The sequence below is a fragment of the Gordonia sp. i37 genome (assembly GCF_002043085.1).
Classification (GTDB): Bacteria; Actinomycetota; Actinomycetes; order Mycobacteriales; family Mycobacteriaceae; genus Gordonia; species Gordonia polyisoprenivorans.
The window spans coordinates 1-10,957 of the sequence record NZ_MVPX01000322.1 but is presented as its reverse complement, the minus strand read 5'-3'; the positions used below and the strand labels follow the sequence as shown (position 1 = coordinate 10,957).

The window sequence follows — 10,957 nt, the reverse complement described above, 5'->3', positions numbered from 1 at the left end:
CGAGGCGATCCAACGGCAGCGGCAGCGGATCGCCGATCTACGCGGCACGTTGTCGGCCGGCGTGCCGCGGGATGAGGTCGCCGACATCGCGGACCGACTGGCCGAGATCTACTCCGGCGCGGAGACAACAGTGGAAATCGAGCATTCGCTGTTGGAGGTCTTCACCGAGCTCGATCCCCAGGTCACCTCGCTGTATCGTTCCGCCCTCGCCGACGAGAACCTGGCAGCGCGTAGTGCCGAGCTTGCAACGCGCTTCGAGGCTCTGGCGACGGCCGACCCGGGAGACGACGAAGTGGAATGCCTGGCCCGCGACATCGTCGCCTGCAGCAGGGAACTCGGCGAGATGGCGCGTGGCGAACTCGAGAGAATCGACTTCGGGGGCCGGTTCGGAACCGACGATCTGCTCGACGCACTCACCGGCGCCGACGAACTGTCGGCCGCGCAACGCCGATGCGTGCAGCGAATGGTGGCATTGGGCCGGCAGGCGTGGTCATGACGGCCGCGAAAATGCTGATCGTGCGGCCGATACGCGCCGAGACGCGTCGAGTCGCGGCCCTGACCGCATGGGTCCGGCGTGCGAGGCCAATGGGTGACGCCTTCGGCTACCACCGCGACCTTCACCTCATCCTGTGGACCGCCGGGATACTGACCGTGGTCGAAGGCGCTCTCACCCATCTGATCCTGGTGCTGATCTTCGGACATCCGCCATGGGTGTGGATCGTGTTGGGGCTGCACATCTATGGCGTGTACTTGTTGCTCGGACTGCTGGCCGGGATGATGACCCGCCCGCACACGGTCGACGGCCCGATCGTGCATCTGCGCAACGCGTCCGGGACACACGTGTCCTTCCCAGTCGCCGATGTCGACTCGGTCGTACTCGGCGAGCGCCCGGAGTTCGGCCATTCTCGCTGGCGGACAAGCGATGACGGCCGAACGGCCACGATCGCTTCCGGGCCGGCAGTACTTCGCGTCGACCTCGTCGAGAATGCCGGCGTCATCCTCGACGGCAGCCCGATGCCGCTGGCCCCGAAGCATATTCATGCCAGTGCCGATGCCCCGCGGGAGTTCGCCGCGCGTCTCACCACAGCATTGTCGCGGCAGCCCGACGTCGGACGATGCGGGCCGGTACCGGCCGAGCACCAATAACCCTCACCGATGTCGTTCGACGCTCCCAATCGGCAAGAAACTCGGTGTTGGTGCCCGGCCAGATGAGGTCGGCGCCCCCCGGGCCACATGACCTCAGCGAGCACCGCCGCCCGGGCTCGGAGCAAACTCACAGCAGACGCGAAACTTCGAAGCCTATCGTCAGTAGTCATGGCCTCCTTCACCAGAGAACTCATCGGCCGGTACCCCGCCGCCGTCATCGGCTCGGGCCCACCGCTGGTGGTACTCACCGGACTGACCCCGTCCACGGGGATCACCGGCGATGGCTTTGTCCGGGGCTCGTGTGCGCCGCTACGCGAGGTCACCGGTCGACAGTTGATCGTCATCAACCGTCGTCCCGGCCTCCGGTCGCCGATGACGATGGGTGAGATGGCCGACGACCTCGCCGAGTCGCTACGCGATCACCTCGATGGGCCGGCGGAGGTCTTGGGCGAATCAACCGGCGGCAGCATCGCGCAGCAACTCGCCGCCGACCACCCCGATCTCGTTGACCGGCTGATCCTCGTCAGCACCGGCTGCCGGCTCAGCGCATCGACGCGAGAGTTCCAGGCAACTGTCGGCGACCTCGTCGAACGTGGCGAGAATCGGCGGGCCATGGCGATGACGGTCGCCGATCTGGTGCCGCGCGGCACGCGGACGCTGGCCTATGGCGCGGGATGGCTGGGGGCGCACCGCATGATGGACGACGCGGCGGCTGCGGATCTCGTGACCACGATTCGCGCCGAGGACGGCTTCGACCTCGCGAAGGCGCCGACGATCAAGGCCCGCACCCTCATCGTCGGTGGCCGGCGAGACCGTTTCTACGACGCCGAATTGTTCTCCGAGACAGCGCGACTCATTCCGCACAGCACGTTGCTGATGGTCCCGCGCCGCGGCCACGTCACCGTGATGAGTTCGCCACGCGCGCGGATGGCCGTCGCTGGGTTCCTCGGCGCCTGAGTGGGACTCCGACTCCTCTTTTCGCAGGCAGGCCTGGCGAATTCACGCACGCTTGACGTAGAGGCCGGACATCCCCGAGATCGATCCGGACACGGTGATGATCGGTCCGCCAAGCTGCGACGGTGATCCGGCCTTGTCCTTGATCGACGACCATCCCGACCTCGATAGGTCCGGATAGCGGATCTCTTGATTGCGCCCCAGCTTGAGCTTCACGTTCGTGGCCGACACCTGCACCTCCAGGTCGAGGGCCGGCCCAAGGAAGACGGCGCTGGTGAAATCGAGATCGGCCGTACCCATCGACCCGGTGACGAGGATGCGTGGCGGTACCTCCCAGACGCCCTTGCGGCGCACGGTCTCCCAGTTCGCGTCGAGCTGCATCGGAGCAGTCATCGCGAATGACTCCGAGGCGGTCGTCTGCTCGTCGGGGAACAGCACCGCCGCAGTGGGCAGCCCGTCGACGGTCGCACGGAGCTCGCCGCGGTTGCGTGCCGAATACACCGCGCCCGAGCGTTCCTCGAATGCTGCGACGTCGAGATACCCCGACGAGAAGGCGTCGTTGAGGAGGCCGATAGCCCGCTCTCGTTCGGGATGGCCCACCAAGATATCGTCTTTGTCGGTTTCGCCCATGGTCACATGGTAGGGGTGGCGGGCACTGGCCTGCCGGTACATCCGGCCCATGCCGCGGCGGAAAACGTGTCGCGGGTCGTGACCGTAGGCGACTACAGTCGCCGCCATGGGAACGCTGAACAGCGCGCCGTCGTCGGCGCTCAACACGAACATGGGTCGGCTGCGTCTCGCCTGACGGCGCGACGACTCATCATCTTTTTCTCGCGCCGTCGACCGAGATGTCCATGCACCTCGGCCGCGAGATCATCGCCGTGTGCGGTTCATCCGCCGCTGCCGGGGTGCTTCACGTCACGATCCACGCTGGAGCGCACCGTGCCCATCTCCTCATCTCATGGCGGACGCCATGAACTCGGACAAAACTTCCTCGTCCACCAGCCAACCATTCAACGCATCGTCGGTCTCGTCGACATCACCCACGGGCCCATCCTCGAAATCGGCTCAGGCGGTGGCGCGCTCACCGCTCATCTGGCCGCCCTCGACCGGCCGCTGACCGCCATCGACATCGACGCACGCCGCATACAGTCTCTGCAGCAACGGTTTCCACACATCCGTGCGCAGCATGCCGATGTACTCAGCCACGTCATCGACGCGCCGGTGGTCGTGGGCAACATTCCGTTCCATCTGACCACCGCCATCCTGCGCAGACTTCTCGGCAACAACACCTGGACCGACGCCGTTCTGTTGGTGCAGTGGGAGGTGGCACGACGCCGCGCGGGCATCGGGGGTGCCACCATGATGACGGCGCAGGCGGCGCCGTGGTTCGACTTCGCGCTGCACGGCCGTGTTCCGGCCCGCGCTTTTCGTCCGGCACCCACCGTCGACGGCGGAATCCTCACCATCGCACGCCGCCGCCGGCCGCTGATCGATCCCCACGACCGACGTCGTTACGAACGGTTCGTTGGTGACGTCTTCACCGGCCGGGGTCGTGGCCTTGCGGCCATTCTGCGCCGCCGCGGCGGTGGTCGCGAGGTTGCCGGCGAGCTGCGCGCAGCGTTGATCCCCCCGAACGCTTTGCCGCGGGACCTCGATGTCGCGCAGTGGGTTTCGCTATGGAACTCGGTCGGCAGGCGTTGATCCGGGCTTCGCCGGTACGCGCGTTGAGGTGTTGGCCAGGCGCTGCCGCCGTCGATGACTCCTCGGTGGCGAGCTTCCATCTTGTCGTCTCGCAGGTACGACCCGCAGGTGCAGCCAGGTTGGTCGATGCGATCACTTAGATCGCAAACCTGGGCGCAGTCGGGGCTGATCGATTGACTGGGGCGCGTAATCGCTTTCGACGCACAAGGACTCCCCATGACCCGACAGCTGCATCTCGGCGGCTTCCTGATCGCCTCACCCGTCACCCATTCGCATGCGGCGTGGCGTCATCCAGGTTCGGAGACCGACTATTTCGGACCTGAGCACTACCATCGGGTGGGGCGCATCCTGGAGCGCGGTAAGTTCGACTTCGCGTTTTTCGCCGATCTCCTGGCCGCGCCGGACCGCTTCGGCGGTGATCAGTCCGAACCGTTCCGTCGCGGTACGCAGGCTGCTGCGACGATCGATCCCAGCCTTGTCGCTGCGTCGCTGGCCGCGGTCACCAGCCGACTTGGGATCGCGGTTACCAAGTCCGCCACGTACTTTCACCCGTATGAGCTGGCGCGCGTCTTCGGCTCGCTCGATCATCTGACGCGGGGCCGGATCGCGTGGAACATCGTCACATCGTTGACGCAGGCGGAGGCACGTAACTTCGGCCATGACGCGCACGTCGACCATGAGGAGCGCTACGCACGAGCCGAGGAATTCGTCTCGACGGCCATCAAACTGTGGTCGAGCTGGGACGCCGACGCGGTGACCGCCGACAAGGTGACCGGCGTATGGGCGGACCCGACCAAGATCCATCCCGTCGACCACGTCGGCGAGCACTACCGCACCCGCGGACCGCTCAATCAGCCGCGGTCGCCGCAGCATCGACCGGTGTTGATCCAGGCGGGATCGTCGGAGACGGGTAAGAACTTCGCCGCCCGGTGGGCCGAGGCGATCTTCGAGATCGATCCGACCCCGGAGGGCCGGCGCGCCTACTACGACGACGTGAAATCGCGCGTCGTGAACTTCGGTCGCAATCCCGACCATGTGAAGGTGTTCCCGTCGTTCATCCCGTTCATCGGCGAGACCGAGTCGATCGCCCGCGAGAAGCAGGCATTCCACAATGAGCTCGCCGACCCGATCTCCGGTCTGATCACGCTGTCGGTGCACACCGACCACGACTTCTCGCAGTACGATCTCGACGCACCCGTCGAGGACGTGAGGGTGAGCGGTACGCAGGGACTGTTCGAGGTTGCACGCAGGCTCAGCCACCGCGACAGCCTGACGCTGCGCGATATCGGCAAGCTCTACGCCCAGGGCGTGCTGCTGCCGCAGTTCGTGGGTACCGCCACCGATGTGGCCGACCAGATCGAGGCGTCCTTCACCGGGGGAGAGGCCGACGGGTTCATCGTGTCCAGTGCTCAGACACCGGGAACGTTCAACGACTTCGTCGACTACGTGGTGCCCGAATTGCAGCGACGCGGACTGTTCCGACGCGAATACGAGGGAGCGACCCTGCGCGAGCATCTCGGGCTCGGCGACGCCCACGAGGATCTCCCGGCCGATATTCGGGGGGAGGAGAGGGTGTTGGTCGGCTGACGGTTACGAGCGCCGGCTGGTCCGGGGCCGCAACCCGATGCACCACTGAAGTAGGCGCACGCTATTGGCTGATTCGGGGACCTGGCGCCGACCGGGCCGAGGCACCTACGGTTGTGTCGTGTTCGATGTTTCGGAGCCGGACCCGTCGATGATCGACCTCGCCGTGTTCGTCGAGCGTTCTCCCGTGGTTGCCTGGCACGTCCTGACAGCGCCGGACCTCATCGCCGAGTGGCTTGCGCCCACAATCGGCTTTCAGCCCGTGGTGGGGACGACCTTCATTGTTCAAGTGGCGGTTCCGGACAAACCGGGTGCCGAGATGGCTTGCCAGCTCGTCGTGGCTGACGAACCCCACCACCTTGCGTACAGCTGGACCGACCTCCGAGGAAAGCCGCCGCTGCGATGGATGATGGACTACCGACTTATGCCCCATGGCCGCGGCGCTCGATTGTTCTGGCAGATGAGCGGTTTCGATACCGAGGACCGCTATCAGAGGTTTGCGCGCAACGGAATCGAACGGTCTTGGAACCGGACGCTGCTGCCCAAGTTCGCCGAGATCGTGAATGCGCAACGTTGACACAGGGCCGGCTGATCCGGTCGTGCCCGAGTTCGCCCTGAATACGAGCAAGCCCCTCCGACCGAAGTCGGAGGGGCTTGCTCTCGAGTGGAGCTAAGGGGACTCGAACCCCTGACCCCCACACTGCCAGTGCTGGGGAGATTGTGGAACGCCGTAGCGATCAGTCCAGTATGTGCTGGTCAGAGCGATGCAGTGTCTAGGCTGTGTGTCGCTGTATCGGGTTCTTTCTGCGCGTCTTGGCCCACTGTTGGCCCACTGTCGGGGTTTGGGCCGGTGCCGCCGTGACCTTCGTTCAGCGCCGCATCGAGTACGTGATGGTCTTGTGTTCCCAGCCGTCATCCCACGAGAAATGGACTGTTTTCCCGACCCCCTCGAACTCCCACCGCATGAAGCTGGGACGTTGAATTGACCCCCTGTTCGGATTCTCGGGCGCGTCGAACGCCTCCAGTTCCCGACCTTGATTGAACAGAGTAATTCCGAAGTCGACACCAGCCAGGCGGACCGTACCTCCACAGATCGCGTTGGTTCCGTTGGCCAGGAACGGCTGCGCAGACCACCAGTCGGAAAATATCGGCTCGGGGTTGCTGAAGGGGTCGAAGGTAAGTGGGCTGTCCACTTGGCTCGCCACGCACATTCCCCATGTCTCTGGCCACTCGGCGCGGCCGAGCAAGATATCCACGGCCTCCGGGGGGATCGGCGTGAACACACGGCCACCGTTTCCTGTGAAAGCGTTCGCGGCGGCGTGATTCAACAGGAGCTTCAACGCCCACCTCTGGAAGTCGTCGCCTGAGATGTGCACCTCATCCTCCTCTCCCCACTCACCTGCTCCACCGCGCCACTCAAGCGCAACGTCTCGGATGAACCGGGCGAAACTGATAGCGGCGTCGTCCGCCGGGTGAAGTCCGTGATTGTGGCTGGTGCAGAGCACATTGGCGACGAATTTTTTGGGCTTGACGGGCCGCACGATTCCCGCTCCGTGGTTGTGCTGGATGGTCGCGTTTGGGTCATCGAAGGTGAACAGCTTGATGAGGCCGTGGGACACGTAGTGCTCACCCGAGATCGTCGCCGAACAACCCCCACGGGTATTCGCGTAGCAGCGAGGGTGGCGATATTTCGGATCACCCTCTTGGTACAGCTCGATGATCTCGAACACCTGGTCCGGCGGATATAGCCCGCCGTCAACACGTGCTGGCTGGTTGGGTGTCTCCCCGATTCTCACCTTGACGACTGCGCCGGGGCGCGTTGCGCGGTTAGGAATCTGGTGAATCTGGATGATCTGCGCGGGAACGTTGAACTTGCCGTCATCCGAATGAGCACCGATGAATAGGCCGAGGTGGTCGCCTGTTAGGTCTTTGGCAGCGATTTCGTACTGAGACACCACCCCGCGGGATTTGTCGCCACCAATCAGATCGACGCTGCGAAGCGTAGGTTCCCGCTCCTCCAGGGCTTCGTCATCCGGCGCGTTCAAGCACCCGATGACGCCCGACAGCCGGTAGACCCAAGTCCGCCGCGCGTTGCCCTCTGGTACACCGATGAACCGCGCAACTGGCCCGTGCTCATGCTCAAGAACCCAGTCGATCTCGTCCACTGTCAGCGGCTGAGTCGCGCGATCCTTGAAGATCGTGTCGCCGACGCGCACGGCCAGAACCGGTATAGCGGTTGGGAAGTCCGAAGTCATGCCGAACCGTACCGCCTGGGTCGGCGCGACACCCTGCTATTGGCTCACGCGCGTCGCCGTGTCGGCATGCCCCTCACTCGGGCCGGGAAACGGGTTGACCTCACGCTTAGGTGCGGGGTCAGCCAGGGTGACGGGCTCGTCGGTGCCGGGCTTCTGCTCAGCGGTGATCTGCTCGGCTGTGGCCCAGTACCAGCGCCCGGCCTTCCCGTCTCGGACAGACTCGATTCCGCAGTCGAGACGCGCTCGCTTGAGACGGTCCTTCGAGTAGCCCTCACGCTCACCCGCCGCGATACCGGCTGCCGCCCAGCGAGGACCGTCCGCGAGGTATTCGGCGAGCCACCGCCCCACGGCGGCACCGCCAACACCGGAGCCCCGACCGCCGCGTGACTGTTCGCGCAGCACGTCGCCGACGTTGCGGTCAGACTTTCCGGTGATCTGGAACCGCGCCACCTCAGCGCGCTTTCCGGTGTCGGTGATGACCTCGACCGGATCGATGGCGTACTCCAGCGCCAGGTCCTCTCGGCCACCGGAATTCTTAGCCTGCGACATGATGCGGTTGCCGTCGTCGTCCTTCGCGAACCCGAACACCGAACGCGCCACCTCGCCGAACGCGGAGGATCCCTGGATCGCGGCCACGATGTCACCGGAGGGGGCCTTCGTCAGATGGGCTATGCCGATGACCAGGCCGCCGATCTTGTCAGCGATCCGGCTCCACGGGGTGAGCACGGCGTCACGGGTCTCGTTGTTGCGGTAGATGTCGGTCTTGCCGTCCACGGTGCCCATCAGCGGGTCAAGGATGACGACCGAGACATCAGCGTCGATGAATGCCGCAGTCAGCGCCTCCTCATCGCTGGCGACGAGCAGCTTCGACTCTTTGCCGCCCTTGCTGACCTGAACGCACTTGATCCGGCTCATGTCGGCACCGGCGGCCCGCAGGCTCGGCTTGATCATGTGCCGCCAGGACTCCTCGGTCGCGATATACGCGACGTTCTGAGGCTTGCCGTGGAAGCATCCCTCGTGCGCGCCGGTGGTGAACCCGGCCGCCAGCCAGCGTGCTGCCGTTGACTTCCCGACCCCGGGCCGACCGGCGAGGATCGCGAGGGTGCCAAGCATCATGCGCCCGCCGCCGTCGTACTCCCAGACCCAGGTCGGGGCATCGTCCTCGATATCGTCAGCAGAGATCAGTTCCAGAACGCGCCCGGTGGGGCGCTCGCCGCTTCGCCCGCCGGGGCTTGCGGTCGCGGTATTGTTGGCAGTGGTCATCGTCGTGGCCTTCCTATCAGGGAACTCCGCCCGTCCAGCGATCTCGGCGCTGGGCGGGCGCTCTCTCGTTCCTGGGGCAGATGCGAATGTGTGAGCGTCACGCTGGGCGCTCAGCCGTCAGCGAGGATCGCGCGGATACGCTCGGCCTGCTCCGCGCTCAGTTCGGGGGCGGCGGCGACAATCTGGCGCACGTAGGCGCGGTAGTCGTCGTCAGAATTGGACGCTGAGGGCGCGCGGTGATGGCTGTGCATCCAGACATCGGTCTCGTCGGGGTTGAACCGAAAGAGACGGCCACCGAGGCGGTAGTGAGGAAGGCCGCGCTTGACCAGGCGGCGGATGGTCTCTATGGAGACGCCATAGCGCTGCGCGAGCTGTTCGGCGGTGAGGGCGTGCTGCTGGTCGGACATCAGTGGAACTCCCGATTGCTCGGTTCGGTTCCACGGTCCCGCCCGGTAATGAGGCCACCTCAGCTCTGACCCTGGGCGCGGTGTGCCGTGTAGACGCTGATGCGCCCGGTGCAGCCGCTGAATGTCGCGTGTCGTGCCTGCCGGTGCGTCTCGGTCAGCGCCGGTGGTTCATCGAGTTCGGACGACGCGTCGGCTACCTGCTGAGGCAATCAACACCGGCGCGTTGCTGACAACTATAGACCACGGTTGCCCGCCCGATCACGCTCCCGGAGAACCGCGTGTTCACAACGGCTACGGGTGTAGGCGTTGTGCGACAGACGATCTGGGAGTCGTTCAGGAAGGCGGCCGCCGTCGGTGACACGGACACACAGCTCCGTGTCGCGGTCACCCGACAGGCTCCTTTGTTGGCCTCGGGCTGCGGCGACTGCTCGGCGACGCGGGCTCGCGATCAGGACAGCGGCCGGTGGCGGTGAGCTGTGTGTCGCCTACATCGTCGGCCTCCTTGGCCGGGTCAGGTTCACTCCCGGTCAGGTGATCGATGCAAGGGGGCACGGTCTCGCGTACACCTGCACTCTTGCCTTCTTGCCCCCTTAGCTGGTCAGCGACATATCCACGAGAGCAAGAGCGCACGTCTCATCCTGGGGAGGTAGGCAATTACCTTCTTCTCTCTTGACGTAAGGGGGCAAGAAGGTAAGAAGGCAAGGGTGCAGATGTACACGCGTAGCTCTGCACCCTTGCGGACGGTGCCACTAAGGGTCTCGCTCCAGGTGACATCGCGCGAGTCCGCGACAACGAATCCCTCAGCACAACACCGAGTTTGGGCACTGTTGTCGATGCACCCTTCTGAGGTATGTCTGAGGTATGGCCCAAGTGATGCCCCTCCGCGACGCTCGTGCCCGAGCTGAGCGCGTCTACTATCTGCGCGCCGTCGCTGGGCTCTCGTGGTCGGCGATCCGCGATGAGTGTGGATACTCCAGCATCGGTGGCACCCAGAACGCGTACAAGCGCTACCTGGAGCGCAACCCTGTTCCCGACGGCGACACCGTGCTCGCAGAGATCATGGAGCGCAAGCGAGTTACCACCGGCGTCGCGTCGAAGGCTCTCGCGCGGGCTATGGCTGCCGGTGACTGGTCGGCGGCAGCGTCTCTGCTGAGGACGATCAACGCCCAGGACAACGAACTCGCGAAGCTCTACGGCCTCCACGCACCCGAGCGCCATCAACACCAGGTCGCCGTGGCGACCGCCGACAGGTTCGACCAGCTCGAACGTGAACTCCTCCAGACCATCGAAGGCGAGGTCGTCCCGTGACCGATACCCCCACCAGTCCCAAGGCGAACGCGGTCAAGGCCGCGATGGGTGTCGCGCGCGCCGCTGCCGACGCCAACCTGGACGCCGACGCGCTCAACCTGCTGACCTCAGGGCTCGCCGTCGACAGGCGCATTGTCGACGGTGACCTGACGCCTGACGCCGTGGACACCGAGATCACCACCGGCATCATCGAGGTCTACGAGAACGTCGCTCGTGGCAACGCGTTCTGGCCGAGTCATCTTCGGATCACCGAGCAGGTCCTCGAAGCGCTCAGCGTTGAGGAGCGCACCGCATTGTGGCACCGGACGAACTGGGCTGACATCGTTGATGACCGCA

At 65.1% G+C, this 10,957-nt stretch carries 11 protein-coding genes and 1 pseudogene; 8 read left to right on the top strand and 4 right to left on the bottom strand.

Features of this window, described 5'->3' with window-relative positions:
- The 3 genes and pseudogenes from B1964_RS15805 to B1964_RS15795 all read left to right on the top strand — a co-directional run.
- Nucleotides 1-496: pseudogene (locus tag B1964_RS15805) on the top strand (MerR family transcriptional regulator); the annotation flags it as partial.
- Nucleotides 493-1,146: a hypothetical protein gene (locus B1964_RS15800; RefSeq protein ID WP_079930448.1), complete on the top strand. Its 654-nt coding sequence runs from the start codon at nt 493-495 to the stop codon at nt 1,144-1,146. The pseudogene B1964_RS15805 and the gene B1964_RS15800, both read left to right, overlap by 4 nt.
- 168 nt (nt 1,147-1,314) lie before the next feature.
- A complete protein-coding gene (locus B1964_RS15795) occupies nt 1,315-2,103 on the top strand; it encodes an alpha/beta hydrolase (RefSeq protein WP_020170659.1) in 789 nt (262 codons plus the stop codon).
- 42 nt (nt 2,104-2,145) lie between these two features.
- Here the strand turns inward: B1964_RS15795 and B1964_RS15790 are convergent, their stop codons facing one another.
- On the bottom strand, nt 2,146-2,883 hold the full coding sequence (locus tag B1964_RS15790; protein ID WP_346348449.1) for a DUF1707 domain-containing protein: 738 nt from the start codon (nt 2,881-2,883) through the stop codon (nt 2,146-2,148).
- Between the two features lie 165 nt (nt 2,884-3,048).
- On the opposite strand from B1964_RS15790, the gene erm reads away from it, so the two are divergent.
- The 3 genes from erm to B1964_RS15775 all read left to right on the top strand — a co-directional run bounded on the left by erm (nt 3,049) and on the right by B1964_RS15775 (nt 5,965).
- Complete coding sequence (erm, locus tag B1964_RS15785) at nt 3,049-3,804, top strand: 23S ribosomal RNA methyltransferase Erm (protein ID WP_216354253.1); 756 nt, start codon at nt 3,049-3,051, stop codon at nt 3,802-3,804.
- 216 nt (nt 3,805-4,020) lie between these two features.
- The gene (locus B1964_RS15780; RefSeq protein WP_079930445.1) at nt 4,021-5,391 is read left to right on the top strand and encodes an LLM class flavin-dependent oxidoreductase; all 1,371 of its coding nucleotides are present in this window, start codon (nt 4,021-4,023) and stop codon (nt 5,389-5,391) included.
- A 118-nt stretch (nt 5,392-5,509) separates the two neighbouring features.
- Nucleotides 5,510-5,965 (top strand): SRPBCC domain-containing protein, encoded by a 456-nt coding sequence (locus B1964_RS15775; RefSeq protein WP_079930444.1) that lies wholly within the window; start codon nt 5,510-5,512, stop codon nt 5,963-5,965.
- A gap of 292 nt (nt 5,966-6,257) precedes the next feature.
- Here the strand turns inward: B1964_RS15775 and B1964_RS15770 are convergent, their stop codons facing one another.
- The 3 genes from B1964_RS15770 to B1964_RS15760 all read right to left on the bottom strand — a co-directional run bounded on the left by B1964_RS15770 (nt 6,258) and on the right by B1964_RS15760 (nt 9,313).
- Nucleotides 6,258-7,643 (bottom strand): hypothetical protein, encoded by a 1,386-nt coding sequence (locus B1964_RS15770; RefSeq protein ID WP_079930443.1) that lies wholly within the window; start codon nt 7,641-7,643, stop codon nt 6,258-6,260.
- A 36-nt stretch (nt 7,644-7,679) separates the two neighbouring features.
- Entirely contained in the window at nt 7,680-8,906 is a 1,227-nt protein-coding gene (locus tag B1964_RS15765) for an AAA family ATPase (protein ID WP_079930442.1), read from the bottom strand.
- Nucleotides 8,907-9,016: 110 nt separating this feature from the next.
- Entirely contained in the window at nt 9,017-9,313 is a 297-nt protein-coding gene (locus B1964_RS15760; RefSeq protein WP_079930441.1) for a helix-turn-helix domain-containing protein, read from the bottom strand.
- Between the two features lie 873 nt (nt 9,314-10,186).
- Between B1964_RS15760 and B1964_RS15755 the strand changes: the two genes are divergently transcribed.
- Both B1964_RS15755 and B1964_RS15750 read left to right on the top strand, forming a co-directional pair.
- Entirely contained in the window at nt 10,187-10,621 is a 435-nt protein-coding gene (locus B1964_RS15755; RefSeq protein ID WP_139765753.1) for a hypothetical protein, read from the top strand.
- Nucleotides 10,618-10,957, top strand: a 340-nt coding sequence (locus tag B1964_RS15750) for a hypothetical protein (protein WP_139765752.1), incomplete at its 3' end; no start/stop codon positions are given. The genes B1964_RS15755 and B1964_RS15750, both read left to right, overlap by 4 nt.

Bases quoted from the DNA above. Each gene is read 5' to 3' on its own strand.
- B1964_RS15790 (WP_346348449.1), bottom strand. From the start codon at position 2,883: ATGTTCGTGTTGAGCGCCGACGACGGCGCGCTGTTCAGCGTTCCCATG.
- B1964_RS15800 (WP_079930448.1), top strand. From the start codon at position 493: ATGACGGCCGCGAAAATGCTGATCGTGCGGCCGATACGCGCCGAGACG.
- B1964_RS15780 (WP_079930445.1), top strand. From the start codon at position 4,021: ATGACCCGACAGCTGCATCTCGGCGGCTTCCTGATCGCCTCACCCGTC.
- B1964_RS15795 (WP_020170659.1), top strand. From the start codon at position 1,315: ATGGCCTCCTTCACCAGAGAACTCATCGGCCGGTACCCCGCCGCCGTC.
- B1964_RS15765 (WP_079930442.1), bottom strand. From the start codon at position 8,906: ATGACCACTGCCAACAATACCGCGACCGCAAGCCCCGGCGGGCGAAGC.
- B1964_RS15755 (WP_139765753.1), top strand. From the start codon at position 10,187: ATGCCCCTCCGCGACGCTCGTGCCCGAGCTGAGCGCGTCTACTATCTG.
- B1964_RS15770 (WP_079930443.1), bottom strand. From the start codon at position 7,643: ATGACTTCGGACTTCCCAACCGCTATACCGGTTCTGGCCGTGCGCGTC.
- B1964_RS15760 (WP_079930441.1), bottom strand. From the start codon at position 9,313: ATGTCCGACCAGCAGCACGCCCTCACCGCCGAACAGCTCGCGCAGCGC.